Below are 16,912 nucleotides of genomic sequence, written 5' to 3' on the forward strand. Positions count from 1 at the left end.
TGTGAGTTAATAGATCACTTGTAAGCCCTGGGTTTTGTCATACAAGTGTGGGTGGGAAAAGTCAGGCGAGTTATGTAACTTAGAGCGTAAGCTCAGCAGTTTTATTATGTTGAGTCCGGTTTTGCGCTTACAAAAAACTTCGCTGATTGAGGCAGTACAGCCATAACACAATGAGGATTGGCCAAAGTGCTCAATCACACATCGGATAGTGTCTCGCCTCACCGTGTTCCCAGCCGCACGCTAATCTTGAATCAAGGCTCTCAAGAAGAGAAACGTCAGGAATTGCTGGATTATTTCTGTGAAACTTTTGATCAGTATGACGGGCTTTTCGAAACCCTGAAAGGTGATCAGGTTTACTACCAGAAAGCCATTTCTTTACGGCATCCATTAATTTTTTATTATGGCCACACAGCCGCTTTTTTTATTAACAAACTGATTGCAGCCAGACTTGTTGATGCACGAGTTGATGCAAAGATAGAAGCGACAGTTGCTATTGGTGTTGATGAAATGTCCTGGGATGACCTGGACGAAAAAAATTATGACTGGCCTTCCGTTTCCGCCATGAAAGAGTACCGCCAGAAGGTACGTCAGGTTGTGGTGAATTTCATTAAGACTATGCCTTTGGATATTCCTATCGTATGGGATAGCCCTGCCTGGTTGATCTTGATGGGCATAGAGCATGAACGGATACACCTCGAAACTTCTTCGGTGTTGATTAGGCAGCTGCCGTTGTCTTGTGTTCAACCTCACCCAGACTGGCAACACTGCCCGGATATTGGTGAAGCTCCTGTTAATACATTGATTGAACATCCCGGAGGGGAGCTGGAGCTGGGCAAGCCTTACGATGATCCTTTGTATGGCTGGGATAATGAGTACGGCCAACAGCCTGCGTCAGTGAAACCTTTTAAGGCCAGTGAGTATCTGGTGAGTAATCAGGAGTACCTGGAGTTTGTAGAAGACAAGGGCTATCAGACTGAGCGTTACTGGACTGATGAAGGCTGGGCCTGGGCAACATTCGCTGAAGTGAATTACCCAGAGTTCTGGGTGAAAGAGCAGGGTACCTATCGCTATAGATGTATGCTCGAAGAAATTGATATGCCATGGAACTGGCCTGTTGATGTTAATTGTCACGAAGCCCAGGCTTTTTGTCGCTGGAAGTCTGAACAAACCGGGCTTTCTATTCAGTTACCTTCGGAGGCAGAATGGTATTGCCTGCGCAATTTGATTGAAACAGATCAGCCTTATTGGCAGCAGGCGCCCGGTAATATCAACCTTGAATACTGGTCGTCTTCTTGTCCGGTGGATCAATTCCGAACCGGTGATTTCTGCGACATTATCGGTAATGTCTGGCAGTGGACAACCACTGCTATTGATGGTTTCAATGGCTTCAGAGTGCACCCCTACTACGACGATTTCTCCACACCAACGTTTGATGGCAAGCACAACTTGATTAAAGGTGGGTCATGGATATCCACAGGGAACTATGCCATTCGAGACTCCCGTTATGCCTTCCGTCGCCACTTTTTCCAACATGCGGGATTCCGTTATGTCCAGTCATCAGATCAGGGTAAGAATATGACGAATCCTTATGAAACCGACACGTTGGTTGCTCAGTACTTGGAGTTTCACTATGGCCAGAAATATTTCGACGTAGAGAATTATCCTGTTGCCTGTGCTCGTCTGTGTCATAAGCTGATGCAGGGAAAAAATATGACCCGGGCTCTGGATCTTGGCTGCTCGGTAGGTCGTAGTAGCTTTGAGCTGGCGCGCTGGTTTCAGCATGTGGACGGTATAGATTTTTCTGCACGTTTTATCTCTGCCGCAACGGAATTACAGAAGAGTGGCTCTATTAAGTTCTTTGTTCCCACAGAAGGAGAGTTGGGAGATTACAAAAAAGCCAACCTTGATGGCTTTGCTGACGATATTGAGCCTGAACGCATCCTGTTTACACAGGGGGATGCCTGTAACCTGAAAGAGAAATACGATAACTATGATCTGGTGTTCGCTGGCAATTTGATTGATCGGTTAACTGAGCCCATGCAGTTTCTCGGCACCATCCATGAGCGTATTCGAGATAATGGTTTGTTAGTCCTGACTTCGCCCTACACATGGCTTGAAGAATATACCAAGAAAGAGAAGTGGCTGGGGGGAGTGCGAGAAAACGGTGAAGCACTGACGACCCATGCTGGTTTGCAAAGAGCTCTTAGTGAGCACTTTGAAGAAGTTCAGGAGCCTGTGGATATTCCTTTTGTGATCAGAGAAACCGCGCGCAAATACCAGCATACCGTTGCTCAGTGCACCGTCTGGAGAAAGAAAACGCTTAGCTAGGGGGCGTTCTCAATTAAGCATACGACTCAGTGGCTCTGAATGCCGTCAGGCGTTAGAAAGGCTTGCGACAATCGTAGTTATTCTACATTGAGCAAGCCTGACGCAGCGGATGACGGCATTTAGAGCCACCCGAAGGGCATTCCCGAGAGTCCCTATGGCTGCGTTGCAGCGTTTTGAAAGGCAGCCAGCATTCCAGCAACGCTGCGCCTTGCCCTAGAAACTCTCGGGGGTGCTGAGTTCGATGCTTAATTGAGAACGCCCCCTAGTGTTCTATATTCTTCCTTGCCTTATGAGCAAGGTCACTTTTGTGGTGGCCTTGTGAGTAAATTGAAAACCCTGAAATGGAATTAGGCACAAAGACAGTGGTTACGTACAATGTCCTGACACCAAGAAGATCAAAATACAAAAGTCAGAATAGATAACAGTTACTGCGGACGATTATGCCTACTCAGTACATCAGGAAAATCCTCGAAGCTCGCGTGTACGATGTGGCGGTAGAAACCCCACTGCATCCCGCGCCCTTTCTCAGTGAAAGGCTGAATAACAATGTTCTTGTTAAGCGAGAAGATTTGCAGCCAGTGTTCTCATTTAAAATCCGCGGTGCTTATAACAATATTATTCAGCTCTCCGAAGAAGCGCGGAGTCGGGGAGTTGTGTGTGCCTCAGCGGGAAATCACGCTCAAGGCGTTGCGCTGTCAGCGAAACAGCTGGGTATTCGGGCTGTAATTGTTATGCCAACCACTACACCGGATATCAAAGTGAAAGGTGTACGTTCCCGTGGCGGAGAAGTGGTTCTCCATGGAGATAGTTTTGACCAGTCTCTGGCTTATGCCCTGAGTCTTGTAGAGACTGAAGGCCTCAGTTTTATCCATCCTTATGATGATAAGGACACCATTGCCGGCCAGGGAACCATCGGCATGGAAATCCTGCGCCAACACACGGGTGATTTGGACGCTGTCTTTGTCCCGGTTGGTGGTGGTGGCCTGATTGCCGGTATTGCCGCTTATGTGAAATACCTTCGTCCGGATACTTTGGTGATTGGCGTTGAATACGAAGAATCTGCTTGCCTGAAAGCAGCCATGGATGCAGGTGAGCGTGTGGTATTACCACAGGTTGGTTTGTTTGCAGATGGCGTTGCTGTTGCCCAGATTGGTGAAGAAACCTTCCGTGTGTGCCGGGAATGTGTTGATGAGGTGATTACTGTAAATGCGGATGAAATCTGTGCCGCAGTAAAAGATCTGTTTGATGATACCCGTTCTGTCACCGAACCTGCCGGTGCTTTGGCTACTGCAGGTTTGAAAAAGTATGTGGAGCGTGAACAGGTTACAGGTAAAAGCTTCGTAACTCTCGCCAGCGGTGCGAATGTGAACTTTGACCGGTTGCGCTATGTCTCTGAGCGTGCAGAGTTGGGTGAAGGGCGAGAGGCAATTCTTGCGGTCACCATTCCAGAAAAGCCCGGCAGTTTCCGTCGTTTCTGTGAAACTATTGGTCGCCGCAATATTACCGAATTTAATTACCGTTATTTTGATAACCGTGATGCGTGCATTTTCGTAGGCGTGCAGATGCATCCGGAAACAGAAACCCGCGAGCGTTTGATCGGTGAATTGACCGATGCGGGTTACGCGGTTGAGGACTTAACAGATAACGAAGTGGCAAAGCTTCATGTTCGGCATATGGTGGGTGGTCACGCTCCTGATGTTGATAATGAAGTGGTTTATCGCTTTGAGTTCCCAGAGCGCCCGGGGGCATTACTTAATTTCCTGAAACGCGTTGGCACTCAATGGAATATTTCCATGTTCCATTATCGAAACCATGGTGCAGCTTACGGGCGAGTCATTGTTGGCATTCAGGTTCCAGAAGCCGAGCGTAGCCAGATTCCAGAGTTTTTGGATGATATCGGTTACCATTTCTGGGAAGAGAGTGATAACAGTGCATACAAGCTTTTTCTTGGGTAAGAAATAGGCGTCGTGTAGTTTGAGCTGCCACTCGATACAGTGGCTTGTTGTTTATAAAATCACCCGAAAAAGGTGTTTTTTTGCATCAAGTCACAATTTCTTCACTATTTTCTCTTTATAATTTAAGAAATGTTACATAACTTATATTGGCAATGTTTTTGCTTTAGGTAGTTATATTTTAGAGTGTTCATAGAGCACACAGGGAAGAAAGTACGCGCAGGACGCCAGGACCGTTTTACCTGGAGATAGTATGTTTAAGGTTGATCCGCTTCATATCATGATGACTGTTTTTGCTCTTGGCGTTGTAACTACAGCTACAGCCCAGATGCTTGGATAACTAACACCCGGTAATTTCCGAGTGTTATAAGAAGAATAAAAATAGGGTTCGTTCAGAGCTAGTTTGTTCAGGGATAGCAGCGTAAGTCTGTCGCAATACCCATTAAAGGAATGTCCCAGCTTTCAGAAGGAATGGTATCTACCTTCTGGCATTCGTGCGCCACACCAATAAGCAGTGGCTGACTCGATTGTGTGCCTTCGTTAATGAACGCGAAGGTGCGGTCATAGAAACCACCTCCCATACCTATCCTTTTCCCGGAAGGGTCAAAGCCTGTTAAAGGCAGAAGTACAAGATCAAGATCCCAGGCTGGATGAGCTTCATAAAGGTTGCTGTCTGGTTCCGGAATACCAAATGACTTTTGGTTTTTCACCATAACTGTGTCTTCTTCCCATGGAAGAAAAGTCAGGGTGCCATTGCCTTGTGAATCAACAACAGGCAGGTAAACTTTCTTACCCTTCTTTCGGGCGTCTTCAATCACCAGTTCCAGATCAATCTCGCCGTCGCGAGCAAGATAAACAGCAATGTGCTGGCTGTGTATATAGGCAGGGTGAGTCAGTAAATTCTCAAGAAGGTTTTGAGCCGCAGTTAGTTGCTGGGATGGACTCAGGCTTCGTCGTTTTTCTCTCAGCTGTTTTCTAAGATCGTTTTTTTGTTGCTTTACGTGCTCAGGCGGTTGGTTGTTATTTTGATTCATGTGCGGCTTGGCTATAGCTTGTGTCGTAATATCGAATGATCTAGCAACATAAGCCGCTAAAGTGCAATAAGCTATAGCAACTTTGTTAGTTTTCTTTATTTTTCTCAGGAGTTGCTTTTGGTTGAATTATCTTGTTACCGGAAGTTGATTGAAGTCAAAAGCAGTTTTTCTATATCTCGTTAAAGTAACGCTCATATTCCCCAGTCTGGATTTCTGCCCGGTGTGAATGTTCACCACTCCGGCTTCGCTGCAGCAGATTGGTGTCCGATTTCAGATTGTTCGGAGAGCACCGTGAGCGCTATTACAAATGCACTTCCTCACAACAAAAGGGGAAGTACGGTTAATCAGTATTTTTCTCTTCTTTATAGTCTTGCCAGGTTGGTGATTGGAGGTGTTTTTCTTTATGCCGCCAGCCAAAAGGTGACTGATCTTAACGGTTTTGCTGAAACAATCTTCGCATTTGGTTTCGTTCCTGAAGGCCTTGCCCCATTTGCCGCTATTGCCGTTCTTGGTATTGAGTTCGTTGCGGCACCTCTTCTGATATTTGATCGCAAAGGCGGCTTGCTGTTGTTGTCTGGCCTGACACTGTTCTTCATTGTCATTCTCAGTTATGCCATCTGGGTGGGACTGGATATTGATTGCGGCTGCTTTGGTTCTGACTCCGCGGCAGGGAATGCTTTGGCTGGTCTTCGTGTCGCCTTATGGCGGGATATTGTCCTGTTAGCGGTTATGGCATTTATTCAGTGGGTGCGCGGCTACCTGCAGATAACCCCCAAATCATTTTTCCTTTTTCGTTAATTTTATTCACGTTAAGCAAGGAGATACCATGAAACATCTGGCCTGCCTGTTTGCGGCATTACTGTCTGTATCCAGTTTTAGTAACGCTGGTTTTTTGGGTAACAACAAGTACGAAAAAGAGGTTGAAACTGAAGCCAGTGCGGTGAAGCTCGCCAGAGAGGTTGTCAGAGGTGACTATAAACTGATTACAACAGTTGAGTTGAAAGCATGGCGAGATAAAGGGGAATCAATGGTGTTGATTGATGCTATGCCTCTTGAAGCCAGCTACAACAAAGCGCATATTCCCGGCGCTGAGCAATTTCTGTTTCCTATCAAAGATATGAATGTTTGGGATAGCACCCAGACCGAAGATCGTTCTAAAGATGAATACCGTGCTCTGTTGGGTGCTGATAACGCTAAGCCGATTGTTGTCTATTGCGGGTTTGTAAAATGCACTCGCAGCCATAATGCGGCTATTTGGGCGAAGAAGCTTGGTTACAGCAATGTGTATCGTTACTCCGGCGGTATCTATGCCTGGCAAGGCGCAGGTTTCTCTGTTGAAGGAAAGTAATCGAAGCCTGTTGTAAGAGTCTAAAACTCTACAATAAAGCCTTGAGCTTTCTTTGTGCTGCATCAGGGAGTAGTCGTTTTTTAGGATCAGGCTCTAACATACCTGCCAGCAACTCAGCCATGGGTTCGGCTTGATCTGATCTGACTTTGGCGGCTCCCTGAGTTATCCGTTCTTTTAGCCAATCTTTCAAATTGGGTCGGCGTGCCTCCCTGTAGATTTTTTCTAATGAGGCAGTGGAGTCATCTTCAGGCGTTTGGTAACGACTTCCCGTAAGCATTTCATAAAAAATACAGCCTGCGGCAAACATATCGGTTTCTGGTTTGAACCGCTGGTTTTTGTGATCCTTGGTTATATAGCGCTGGGCAAGCTCCGGTGCCATATAGGTTGGGGTTTCCATAGGTTCCAGCGGACTTGCGATCTCAGACGTTTGTCTGGCCAGACCGAAGTCTGCGATCCGTAAATGACGGTTCCCTGGGGTGATCAGAATGTTGTCGGGTTTTAAATCCCGGTGAACGATATTTTTTCTGCGCATGTGGGCGAGAGCGCCAAGCATCTGATCCATAAACAGGTGAAGATCCTGCTGTGTACTGGTTCTATCATCTTCTGATATATCAAAAGCCTCTAGAGCTTCTGAACCTGTTTGTGAGGTGTGCTCGCCAAAAAGGTAGTTATGAAGAGTGATTCCAGAGTTTTCCATACGAAAAGTTGGCCGGAAAAAGCCGCTGAGTTCTGAGGTTGTTTTAACAATATTGGGATGGTTGAGATTGTTAATAATGCGGCGCTCTCTCTCAAAATCTAAATAGGTAACTGGTTGTCCTGTGAAGTGGGCTTTTTTTTGGATCTCTACGGGGCCGGCATACCCGGAAACCGTGCTATCGACTCTTGCGTAACTGCCTTCTCCAAGTTTTTTTAGTCTTCTTGTGTGAGTATTTGGCTTCAACTCCTGACTTGAGTGAGAAGGCGATGATTCATCGTCTCTTTCATCTGTTTCAGGAATAGCTTGTGGTGTGGTGTCTGCTTTGGGGAATTTGTCTGGGTAAAGCGTCTGTAATTGAGAGTCGCGCTCTTCTTGCTGTTGTAATAAATGTGTTGCTTTGTCTGGATCAGTAATGTGTTCGATGTTCCTTTCATAAAAGGATTTGGAGCCAGCTCCCTTTTGCTCAAGAGCCTGGCGCATAATTGTTCCACCCCTGTTAGAGAATTTATGTCTCAGGTGGTTGATTGTTCTGACAATGCGTAACTTCCAGAAGCGGGGAGAGTACCACTTTTGGGAAGGTGCTCTCGATACAGTCGTTGTCGACTGATCGCTGGCTGGTGCTTTTCTGCCTGCTGGTTGAACGGCCACTAAGAATCCCTTCCCTGAGAACTATACGTAAAATATAGATGCTGGGCAGGTAGGCAGAATGTGGCTGGCTGCGAAGGAGCTGAGATGGGACAAGCGAAAGGAAATAAAAAGTAAGGTTCCCCAAACTGCCGCTGTCTGGTGTGGCCCTTGAAGCATTGCTTCAAGGTGGTAGCTGCTGGAATAACATGGGCTTTCCGCTACGAGGCGGACATGCACGCTCGCTACTCTCGAGGAGCCACCGGGGTATGTATTCAAAGCCTCAGGGACGTTACGAGACTGGCGTACAGACCAGGGAACCTTAACGGGATTATATCGGCAGCTGAGGGGCCGCGACCAGCCCCTTTTTATGCTTTATCGTTATGAGAAACGCGAATTGTCAGGCGGGTTTTACTTACTGAGTTCTACAACTCAAGTTCGTGGTTTTTCTGCAGAGCACCGTCCAGTTTTTTCAGCATGGAATCAATCTGCTCCTGGGTTTCGCTGCTTTGAAGCTGGTTTTTCTGCCCACTGCGGAGCATTTCGTGGGCGATATTAAGGGCTGCCATAACGGCAATACGCTCAACACCAATCACTTTGCCGGTGCTGCGAATTTCGCGCATCTTACTGTCGAGATGACGTGCGGACTCCAACAGGCTGGCTTCCTCTTCCGGAGGACAGGTGATGCGGTAATCTTTGTCCAGAATATTAACTGTGGCTGTGAGACGTTCAGTGCTCATGCTTCGTGCTCCAGGGCCTTGAGGCGTCCGATCATGGCTTCGACCCGGGTGCGTGCGATCTCATTTTTTTCGATGAGTTGGGCGCGTTCCTGTTTCCATTGCTGTTCTCCAGAACGCAGAGCCTGGTTTTCATGCCGGAGGTTCTGGCAGAGAGTGATCAGTTCTTCGATCTTTCGGCCAAGCTCGTTTATGTTGTGATCGTTCAGTTCGCTGGAATCCATGAATCGTGGCAGTTTGTTGATCCTTTAAAGAGTAAATATATCCCCACTTCCGGCAGACGGACAATATAAGTTTGCACAAGAGTCTGAATTTGTGAAAAAAGATCGACTTACATCATGGGTTGATACGTTAATATATCGCTAATTATGAAAGAGATTCCCACCATGAGTGAAACGACAACCCAACTGGAGACTTTTAGTTTCGATAAGCTGGCAGACCTGTTTGTGGAGGTGCGCTCCATGACGCCACCTTCTCAACTGCACGGTTTACTGTGCGGGCAGCTCTGTGCTGGGTTGCGCCCTGATCATAAAAGCTGGCTGGACGCCGCAGCCGAACAGATGGCTGTTTCTGATGAAATGAGCGTTCGGGTTCGCTCCGGCCTTGTGGATTTTTATGATGTGGTTCTGGGAGATCTTTCTTCCAGCGATTTTTCCTTCAGCCTGTTGCTGCCAGAAAGCGATGAAACGGTTGGCCAGAGAACAGAAGCTTTGGGGCAGTGGTGTTCCGGCTTTTTATCAGGATTTGGTGCTGCGGGTGTTATCGGCTCTCAATTATCTGAAGAAGCAACCGGTGTTCTGAATGATCTGGCGCAGATCGCCCAGGTGCAGGCCGATGATCTGGAAGAGTCTGAAGATTCAGAGAAAGACTTTTTTGAGGTGTGTGAATACGTGCGTATGGCTACCCTGATGTTATTCAGTGAAAGTCAGGAAAGAAAAGCCGTGCAGGAAACTCAGGCAAATAAGGGCGACGTAATTCACTAATGAAACTTAATCAAGATATTTATAAAGAACGACGCCAGCAGCTACTGGCCTCCCTGAAAGCAGGGAGTGTTCTGGTACTGCCTTCCGCTACAGAAAAGGTGCGCAACCGGGATTGTGAGTACCATTTTCGGCAGGATAGTGACTTCTGGTATCTCACGGGTTTTGGTGAACCAGAAGCTGTCCTGGTATTGATTCCCGGTCGAGAAGAGGGTGAATCTGTACTGTTTTGCCGCAAGCGTGATCGTGAAATGGAAATCTGGAATGGTCGCCGTGCGGGGCAAGATGGTGCTATCGAAGAGTATGGTTTCGATCAGGCTTTTGCTATCAGTGAACTGGGTGAGCAAATGCCCGGCCTGCTGGATCAGCGTACTTCTATTTATCATACGCCCGGTGCAAATAAAGAGTTTGATCAGCAGCTCTGGAGCTGGATGGATAAGGTCCGTGCCAAAGAGCGTAAAGGTAGTGTCGCTCCTGAGCAGATTGAAGATCGGGATAAATTGCTTCACACCCTGCGCATGATCAAGTCACCAGCAGAGCAGGCGCTTATGCGTAAAGCTGGTGAGATCAGTGCCAGAGCGCACACCCGTGCGATGCAGGAATGCAAACCCGGTGTGACGGAATATCAGCTGGAAGCTTCTATTCACCATGAATTTGCCATGAGTGGTGCCCGACACCCTGCGTACACAACAATTGTTGGTGGCGGTGAAAACGCCTGCATTCTTCATTACACCGAGAATGAATGTGAGCTGAAGGATGGCGATCTGGTTCTGATTGATGCGGGTTGTGAGCTGGATCATTATGCGGCAGATATTACCCGCACCTTCCCGGTTAATGGCAAGTTCTCTCCCGAACAGAAAGCTTTATACAACGTTGTGCTGGATGCCCAGCTGGCGGCAATTAATGAGGTCGCCCCCGGCAAACCGTTTGATGGCTTCCACAAGGCGGCAGTCAGCAAGCTTGTTGATGGGTTGTTGGATCTGGGGCTGTTAGCTGGAAACAAAGACAAGCTGATTGAAGAGGAAGCGTACCGGGTTTTCTATATGCATGGCACCGGTCATTGGTTGGGCATGGATGTGCATGATGTTGGTCATCATAAGGACGATGGAAAGTCTGTTCTGTTCAAACCTGGTATGGCAGTAACCGTTGAGCCAGGTCTTTATGTTTCTCCAGATAACCAGGATGTCGAAGAGCGCTGGCGTGGTATTGGTATCCGTATAGAAGATGATGTTCTGGTGACAGAAGCCGGCAACGAGGTTCTTACGGCAGATGTTGTGAAAACTGTTGATGCTATTGAAGCATTGATGAGTTAAACCAGTTTGGGGTTGAGCAGTAATTTTGATTTGATTCAGCCCCAGACTTGCCATTACTTGTCAGCAGTGACTGCTAAGAATACAGGGTGATTAATCAACTCTTTCAGGTCTTCCGGGCTCAGTGGCGAAGGTTCCTGATACATGGGCGCATGCCATTTTACGTTTTTAAATCCCACCGACTCTAATGCTTTCTGATAGCTTTCTTTGCTCCAGTTATAGTTCCTGATGTTTTCGTCCTGCCCTCTGAAAAAGATTTCATACTCTTCACCTTCTGCAGGAAGCTTTTCAAACGCAGTATAAAATTCACAGCATTTCACTGCGTTTCCCGGTGCTCTACCCAGCATGCAAATAATACCGACCATGCGCCCACTTTGGGTAAGGTTGGTGTGCATGGTTTCACACATTCTTTCTAAACAATCGGTGTTGTTTGCATAGTTTAAAAAGTAGGAATGAAAAATAAGATCAAACTCCTGAGGGCTTCGAAATGTTTCTCCATTGTCATGTAGGTAAGTAATGGGAAAGCTCGGAGGAGTGCTGGATTTGGCGCTTTCAATCATGCGGATGGCATAATCGACTCCAACTACTTCTTTAGCTCCGAGTTCACAAAACAGACGGCTGTAATTTCCAGAGCCGCAGGCTAAGTCCAGTATGCTGAGATTCTCTATATTTCTGATGAGTTCAAGGATTGTGTACTTTTCCATGTAAAGGCGGAAAGGGTGGCTATCTTTTTCGGCCGCATAAGCACTAACGAATTGGCTGGTTTTGTACATAAGCAGTCTCTGAAAAACTAAAGCTGCTTAGCATAGATTGGTTTGGGCGAAGTATTTGCTGGCTGCTTACGTCTGATATTAAGGATTGTCGAGGAATGCCCGAACTTCTGGAATTTCACAAGCAGCTCGGTATAACCGCGGGTAAGAGTTGTCGAGTGTGGCCAGCAAGCCACCCTCCAGTGTGAGCTCACCACCCTCAGGTGGGAATACCTCAATCGGACGATCAATATGAGGGATGAGTCTTAACAATATTTCAAGGGACTCATTAACAGCTGAGACCTTATTCATATTCTGTGGAGATTGTGGAGATCTCTCAGCAGCGCGCAGCTCTTTTTCCCAAGAATCTAATACTGTAATTAAATCTGCATGGATCTCATTGCTTGGCAGAAGACGATTCTGGTCACGGAGTACTCTTCCACAAGCTCTCAAGTTTCCGTCAATATGCCATTGGTGAATATCACGTATTAAAGGATGAACGGGAGAGCTTTCATCGGAATATTCCGCCCCCTGAGCCAACATGTTTCTCAGAGCTAAGTATTGCTTCTGGTTAACAGCAGCCCAAAGCAGAGTGGGGTATCGATCACTCACATGAGGCGGAGTATTACCTTCTCCTAGCAAAGTAAGTTCAGGGTCAATTTCTATCAACTTGCGAAGAAGTTTTGGGCATTTTGCAATACGAGGGAGGAGGCTGACCGCTGGAAAATCTTCAGGTTTTGTTGGTGAGTTGGCCACCAAAGGGGAGGCTCCGGCATTGATCATCTCTTCAGCGATCACGACCCCGGTGGGATGAAGCTCCAAAGTTGTGCTGGCCTTGCTGGTCATGGACAGTTCATGCCAGGGGGTTCGAAAGTCTGCATTAGGCTGCACGCTCAACCTTTCCATCTGTTCCTGTGAATAATACTGGAACAATGATTTGGCGATATCTCTGACTTCGTAAGGGCTGAAGCTTTGTGTTCTTCCTATTGCAAGCAGGTGCGGGATTGTATTTTGTTTGCCATCAACATAATCGAGACTCCCCCCATGGGTTACCCAATGGTTTATATCACTCAGTGATCCGGATTGGATCAGGCATGAGGGATCCGTTGGCCACACCTTATTTACAAAGCCCCCCCAAATTCCCGGTTTATAATCGGTGCGGGGAATATGGGGAGTGATGCGTTTAACTTTGACTTTTCTTGAAGAGAACTCACCGTCCTGTGGGTCGGGTGAAGGACCAAGTGTTCGAGTCCTCTTTCGAGAATTGCCGGGCGCTCCAAGTAACGGTGTAGCCATGCCGAATCTGCCAAATCGTTTGGGTATAACGGTTTGACTCTGTATGGCGCAGGAGTTTTCTTTCTGCCTGTTTTACTGACCGTTTTGTCAGATTGCCCCAGAAGAGTACACTGAGCCCAGATATCGGGGAGCTAAGAACAGATATGCAGAATGACCACTACGATATAGCCATTATTGGCGGTGGAATGGTAGGCGCAACTCTGGCCGTCGGCCTGAGAAGGGCGTTGCCGGCCAATGTGTCGCTTGTGGTGATAGAGGCGGTGGCGATGCCTGATGAGTCACTGTCAGTCGATGCCTGGCAGCCAAGTTATGATGGCCGCTCTACAGCTCTTGCGGAAGGAGCCAGAGAAATATTTGAAGAGATTGGCCTGTGGCAGGGGATTGCAGCCAATGTTGAGCCAATTTCCAGTATTCATGTCTCGGATCGTGGCCATTTTGGTATGACCAGAATGCATGCCGAAGAACACAATGTGCCAGCTCTTGGTTATGTTGTGGATAACAGTTGGCTGGGGCGGGTTCTAATCTCTGAAGTTCAGCAGACACAGGGTATTGAGTGGTTGTGCCCGGTTAAGGTGAAAAGCCTGATTCCAGATGCCGAAATGATGGCTCTGGAGTTAGAGCAGGGCAAAACGCTGACGGCCGGGTTAGTGATTCTTGCTGATGGGGGACGTTCAGGTTTAACAGAAACCCTTGGTGTAGATGTTGATGTGAGCGATTACGGCCAGAAAGCTATTGTGGCCAATGTATCTCCTACCCGTCATCACCAGAATGTAGCTTACGAACGTTTCACCGATGAGGGCCCTATGGCTTTATTACCTCGAGCGGGTGGTGACTGTGCTCTAGTGTGGACAATGCCTGAAACAGTTGCCGATGAACGTATGCAGCTGGTAGAGGATGATTTTCTCACTGAGCTTCAGGATCGTTTTGGTTATCGGTTAGGACGATTTAATAAGGTTGGCGAGCGTTTCAGCTATCCTCTGTCGTTGCGGCAATCTCGGGAGCAGGTAAGGCCGGGATTAGTTGTCCTTGGGAATGCAGCTCATAGCTTGCATCCGGTTGCAGGCCAGGGGTTCAACCTGTCTCTACGGGATGTGCAGATCCTGATTCAGGTACTGGCTGATGCCAGTGAGGCTGGAAAACACTTGGGTAGTCTGAATACATTGCTGTCTTATGTAGAGAGCAGGAAACTGGATCAGCAACAGACTATTGGTTTCAGTGATCAGGTGGTCAGCCTGTTTTCCAATAGTTCAGCGGCTCTGGCTGGTATTCGGAATGCAGGGTTGTTAGGGATGGAATTACTGTTCCCGGTACGGGACTGGTTTGCCCGGCAGGCAATGGGACTTGGCCGGTAATTTTCTAAAAAGAAAAAGATACAGCGGCTCACTCTAGTCAAGTGTGGCTGCATATCCGTGATGATGGGTGCTGAGGCAGTATGACGCGGGACTACGATATTATTATTCTGGGTGGTGGCATTGTTGGTGCCGCCATGGCTCTGGCTCTTGAAAATACAGCCCTCAATGTAGCTCTGATTGATGCGGGCTCACTGGAGGTTTCCAGCGGAGTTCTGAGTGACGACAAGTTTGATCCGCGGGTTTGCGCCTTAACAGAAGCGTCTGTCAACCTGTTGAAACATCTTGGCGTTTGGGAGCATATACAAAGCCAGCGTGCCTGCCCTTATACAGGTATGCACGTGTGGGATGCCGCGGGTACCGGTTCTATATCTTTTTCGGCATCCGAGCTGGGTGTCCCTCATCTTGGGCACATTGTTGAAAACAGCATTATTCGTAATGCTTTGCTTTCTCGATTACTGAAATCAGATATCCAGTTGTTAAGTGGTATTGAGATTCAGGGGCTGCGGCAGGAAAAGAATGATGGTGTCAGTCTCAGGCTTTGGGATAACAGTCAGCTGCATACACGATTGTTAATCGCTGCAGACGGTGCTGGTTCCAGAGCCCGGTACTGGGCGGGAATTCCTATGCGAGAGTGGGATTATCTGCATCATGCTGTTGTCACAACAGTAGAGATAGAGAAACCTCATGAGGGAACGGCCTGGCAGATCTTTCTTGATACTGGCCCTCTGGCATTTCTACCATTGCCATCGTCTTCTGATGGCCGGCATTTCTGTTCCATTGTCTGGTCTCTCGTGCCGGATGAAGCCCGAAGAATAATGAAACTGTCTGATCAGCAGTTTCTGACAACTCTGGGGAGCACCATAGAGGGGCGATTCGGGAAAATAATTGCTGCAGATGAACGGATATGTCATCCACTCCGGCAGCGTCATGCCCGCCAGTATCATCGGGGTCAGGTGGTATTAATTGGTGATGCCGCTCATACCATTCATCCTCTGGCCGGGCAGGGGGCAAATCTGGGATTGCTGGATGTTGCCAGCCTGACCGAAGAGATTCTGCGGGCACAATCTCGCGATGAAGACTTTGCCGCTTCGCATATTCTGGATCGCTATCAAAGAGCCCGTGAAGGTCATAACCTGGCTATGGCTGGAATTATGGAAGGCCTGCAGAGACTCTTTCACAGCGATCACATGTTGTTTCGCTGGCTTCGTAACACTGGGTTAAATATGGCAAACCGGATTCCCCTGTTGAAACAGGAAATTGTCAGCCGGGCTATGGGGTTGCGGGGAGAGCTGCCTGACATATCCAGAAACAGTAAGTAACAGAAGCCAGTATTTCTGAAATCTAGTACCTCTGTACTTTGAACTATATTTCCCTTCGCGCATCAAAGAGCCTGCCCGGATAACGGGGAGCGAGGGGGCCGGAGTAAATACTCCGGGTTCAGAAAGAAGAGGTACTGATATGACCCGATGTTCCAGTGCAGTGAAGTCACTGCCAGCGGTTATGGCTGTTGTCATGGCTGCGTTTGTAACAATTATGCTGCAGGGATGTGGAAAGAAGGATGATAAAGAACAGCAGGATGTGACTGAGACCGTAACACCTATTGAGCAGGATGTTGAACGGGTAACTATTGAAGATATTCGCCCCAGTGAAGCTGTGGGTTTTGACTGTGATGACTCTTCGGGTATGACCCCAGATAAACGTTTCTGGTGTCGTGGTCTGAAAGACTGGAAAGAAAGCAATAGTTTTCAGGCAGACAATACCGGCGCACGGGACGAATTTATCGAAGCCTGGAAGCTGGGTAGCCTTGATGCCATGCAGGGTCGAACTCCCGCCATTGATAACCTTCAGAGCCGACCCATTGCCGCTAATGGTTATGAGAGTGGCTATATAAGCGTGCTTGATGCCCAGGGCGTTGTTGAATACGAATGCACTGAAGGCGAAGAAACTGATAATGAATACCGTGATCGCTGGTGTGAAGCTGCAGCTGCTTATAACGCAAGCCGTCAGGGTGACCCCAGCAATGCCATTATGCGAAACAGCTACATCAACGGTTATATGTCTGGCCGTGCAATAGCTCTGACATTACCTACTTCCATGGAATCTTTGTTTGGTGGTGATGGGCCAAAAGATGCCGGAAAGTCTGCTATTGATGAGCCTGAATCAGGTTCTCCTAAATCGATTCTGGTTTTCCACAGAGGGTTCACTGATGGCTTCCAGGCCATGATTGATACAGTTCGTGAATCCGTAAATCAGGTCATGGAGCAGATGCAGAACATGCCAGGAATGGACGGTATGCCGCCGGGTATGGATGGCATGGGCATGCCTCCCGGTATGGGAGATATGCCACCGGGTATGGAACATATGATGCCGCCAATGCCGGAGCCGAATGATTCAGGCGAGTAGATGAATTAATTCTTACTGATAAAGCGGGCAGCTTCGGCTGCCCGTTTTATTTAGGGATGTATTGATCTGCGACAAAGTAATTGATGTTGCAAACCCAAATGA

The 16,912-nt window shown here is 47.8% G+C and carries 15 protein-coding genes and 1 other RNA gene; 9 read left to right on the forward strand and 7 right to left on the reverse strand.

The genetic code is table 11. The features are described from left to right. Nucleotides 1-186 precede the first annotated feature (186 nt). Together ovoA and ilvA are read left to right on the forward strand one after the other, a co-directional pair. Entirely contained in the window at nucleotides 187-2,328 is a 2,142-nt protein-coding gene (gene ovoA / locus ACY2RR_RS07600; protein WP_490107539.1) for a 5-histidylcysteine sulfoxide synthase, read from the forward strand. Nucleotides 2,329-2,768: 440 nt separating this feature from the next. Beyond that, nucleotides 2,769-4,283, forward strand: a complete 1,515-nt coding sequence (gene ilvA / locus ACY2RR_RS07605) for a threonine ammonia-lyase, biosynthetic (protein ID WP_490107540.1) — start codon at nucleotides 2,769-2,771, stop codon at nucleotides 4,281-4,283. A 404-nt stretch (nucleotides 4,284-4,687) separates the two neighbouring features. Here ilvA and ACY2RR_RS07610 read toward each other — a convergent pair whose 3' ends face one another. Next, nucleotides 4,688-5,314, reverse strand: a complete 627-nt coding sequence (locus ACY2RR_RS07610; RefSeq protein ID WP_490107541.1) for a 5-formyltetrahydrofolate cyclo-ligase — start codon at nucleotides 5,312-5,314, stop codon at nucleotides 4,688-4,690. Between the two features lie 291 nt (nucleotides 5,315-5,605). On the opposite strand from ACY2RR_RS07610, the gene ACY2RR_RS07615 reads away from it, so the two are divergent. Both ACY2RR_RS07615 and ACY2RR_RS07620 read left to right on the forward strand, forming a co-directional pair. Then, nucleotides 5,606-6,112: a DoxX family protein gene (locus ACY2RR_RS07615; protein ID WP_490107542.1), complete on the forward strand. Its 507-nt coding sequence runs from the start codon at nucleotides 5,606-5,608 to the stop codon at nucleotides 6,110-6,112. Between the two features lie 28 nt (nucleotides 6,113-6,140). Continuing rightward, complete coding sequence (locus tag ACY2RR_RS07620; RefSeq protein WP_490107543.1) at nucleotides 6,141-6,662, forward strand: rhodanese-like domain-containing protein; 522 nt, start codon at nucleotides 6,141-6,143, stop codon at nucleotides 6,660-6,662. 28 nt (nucleotides 6,663-6,690) lie between these two features. Here ACY2RR_RS07620 and ACY2RR_RS07625 read toward each other — a convergent pair whose 3' ends face one another. The 4 genes from ACY2RR_RS07625 to ACY2RR_RS07640 form a co-directional block, all read right to left on the reverse strand. Further along, entirely contained in the window at nucleotides 6,691-8,007 is a 1,317-nt protein-coding gene (locus ACY2RR_RS07625) for a protein kinase domain-containing protein (RefSeq protein ID WP_490107544.1), read from the reverse strand. Between the two features lie 113 nt (nucleotides 8,008-8,120). Then, nucleotides 8,121-8,305: non-coding RNA, 6S RNA (ssrS, locus tag ACY2RR_RS07630), on the reverse strand. A gap of 103 nt (nucleotides 8,306-8,408) precedes the next feature. Next, nucleotides 8,409-8,723 carry a cell division protein ZapA gene (locus tag ACY2RR_RS07635; protein ID WP_490107545.1) on the reverse strand — a complete coding sequence of 105 codons (315 nt, stop codon included), beginning with the start codon at nucleotides 8,721-8,723 and terminating at the stop codon, nucleotides 8,409-8,411. Further along, nucleotides 8,720-8,944: a TIGR02449 family protein gene (locus tag ACY2RR_RS07640; RefSeq protein WP_490107546.1), complete on the reverse strand. Its 225-nt coding sequence runs from the start codon at nucleotides 8,942-8,944 to the stop codon at nucleotides 8,720-8,722. The genes ACY2RR_RS07635 and ACY2RR_RS07640 overlap by 4 nt, the downstream gene beginning before the upstream one ends. A gap of 162 nt (nucleotides 8,945-9,106) precedes the next feature. On the opposite strand from ACY2RR_RS07640, the gene ACY2RR_RS07645 reads away from it, so the two are divergent. Continuing rightward, the gene (locus tag ACY2RR_RS07645) at nucleotides 9,107-9,703 is read left to right on the forward strand and encodes a UPF0149 family protein (protein WP_490107547.1); all 597 of its coding nucleotides are present in this window, start codon (nucleotides 9,107-9,109) and stop codon (nucleotides 9,701-9,703) included. After that, entirely contained in the window at nucleotides 9,703-11,013 is a 1,311-nt protein-coding gene (pepP, locus tag ACY2RR_RS07650) for a Xaa-Pro aminopeptidase (RefSeq protein WP_490107548.1), read from the forward strand. The genes ACY2RR_RS07645 and pepP overlap by 1 nt, the downstream gene beginning before the upstream one ends. A gap of 53 nt (nucleotides 11,014-11,066) precedes the next feature. Here pepP and ACY2RR_RS07655 read toward each other — a convergent pair whose 3' ends face one another. Continuing rightward, nucleotides 11,067-11,783, reverse strand: coding sequence for a class I SAM-dependent methyltransferase (locus ACY2RR_RS07655; protein ID WP_490107549.1), 717 nt, complete (start codon nucleotides 11,781-11,783; stop codon nucleotides 11,067-11,069). A gap of 78 nt (nucleotides 11,784-11,861) precedes the next feature. Then, nucleotides 11,862-13,055: a hypothetical protein gene (locus tag ACY2RR_RS07660; RefSeq protein WP_490107550.1), complete on the reverse strand. Its 1,194-nt coding sequence runs from the start codon at nucleotides 13,053-13,055 to the stop codon at nucleotides 11,862-11,864. 143 nt (nucleotides 13,056-13,198) lie between these two features. On the opposite strand from ACY2RR_RS07660, the gene ubiH reads away from it, so the two are divergent. The 3 genes from ubiH to ACY2RR_RS07675 all read left to right on the forward strand — a co-directional run bounded on the left by ubiH (nucleotide 13,199) and on the right by ACY2RR_RS07675 (nucleotide 16,810). Further along, nucleotides 13,199-14,407, forward strand: coding sequence for a 2-octaprenyl-6-methoxyphenyl hydroxylase (ubiH, locus tag ACY2RR_RS07665; protein ID WP_490107551.1), 1,209 nt, complete (start codon nucleotides 13,199-13,201; stop codon nucleotides 14,405-14,407). Nucleotides 14,408-14,487: 80 nt separating this feature from the next. After that, nucleotides 14,488-15,726, forward strand: coding sequence for an FAD-dependent monooxygenase (locus tag ACY2RR_RS07670; RefSeq protein ID WP_490107552.1), 1,239 nt, complete (start codon nucleotides 14,488-14,490; stop codon nucleotides 15,724-15,726). A 139-nt stretch (nucleotides 15,727-15,865) separates the two neighbouring features. Further along, nucleotides 15,866-16,810 (forward strand): hypothetical protein, encoded by a 945-nt coding sequence (locus tag ACY2RR_RS07675; protein ID WP_490107553.1) that lies wholly within the window; start codon nucleotides 15,866-15,868, stop codon nucleotides 16,808-16,810. Nucleotides 16,811-16,912 lie beyond the last annotated feature (102 nt).

Source organism: Parendozoicomonas sp. 2304DJ65-17 (assembly GCF_058148445.1).

What these genes read in the sequence shown, in the direction of transcription:
- ilvA (WP_490107540.1), top strand. Translation starts at nt 2,769, where the DNA reads ATGCCTACTCAGTACATCAGGAAAATCCTCGAAGCTCGCGTGTACGAT.
- ACY2RR_RS07610 (WP_490107541.1), bottom strand. Translation starts at nt 5,314, where the DNA reads ATGAATCAAAATAACAACCAACCGCCTGAGCACGTAAAGCAACAAAAA.
- ACY2RR_RS07620 (WP_490107543.1), top strand. Translation starts at nt 6,141, where the DNA reads ATGAAACATCTGGCCTGCCTGTTTGCGGCATTACTGTCTGTATCCAGT.
- ACY2RR_RS07635 (WP_490107545.1), bottom strand. Translation starts at nt 8,723, where the DNA reads ATGAGCACTGAACGTCTCACAGCCACAGTTAATATTCTGGACAAAGAT.
- ACY2RR_RS07640 (WP_490107546.1), bottom strand. Translation starts at nt 8,944, where the DNA reads ATGGATTCCAGCGAACTGAACGATCACAACATAAACGAGCTTGGCCGA.
- ACY2RR_RS07645 (WP_490107547.1), top strand. Translation starts at nt 9,107, where the DNA reads ATGAGTGAAACGACAACCCAACTGGAGACTTTTAGTTTCGATAAGCTG.
- pepP (WP_490107548.1), top strand. Translation starts at nt 9,703, where the DNA reads ATGAAACTTAATCAAGATATTTATAAAGAACGACGCCAGCAGCTACTG.
- ACY2RR_RS07655 (WP_490107549.1), bottom strand. Translation starts at nt 11,783, where the DNA reads ATGTACAAAACCAGCCAATTCGTTAGTGCTTATGCGGCCGAAAAAGAT.
- ACY2RR_RS07660 (WP_490107550.1), bottom strand. Translation starts at nt 13,055, where the DNA reads ATGGCTACACCGTTACTTGGAGCGCCCGGCAATTCTCGAAAGAGGACT.
- ubiH (WP_490107551.1), top strand. Translation starts at nt 13,199, where the DNA reads ATGCAGAATGACCACTACGATATAGCCATTATTGGCGGTGGAATGGTA.
- ACY2RR_RS07670 (WP_490107552.1), top strand. Translation starts at nt 14,488, where the DNA reads ATGACGCGGGACTACGATATTATTATTCTGGGTGGTGGCATTGTTGGT.
- ACY2RR_RS07675 (WP_490107553.1), top strand. Translation starts at nt 15,866, where the DNA reads ATGACCCGATGTTCCAGTGCAGTGAAGTCACTGCCAGCGGTTATGGCT.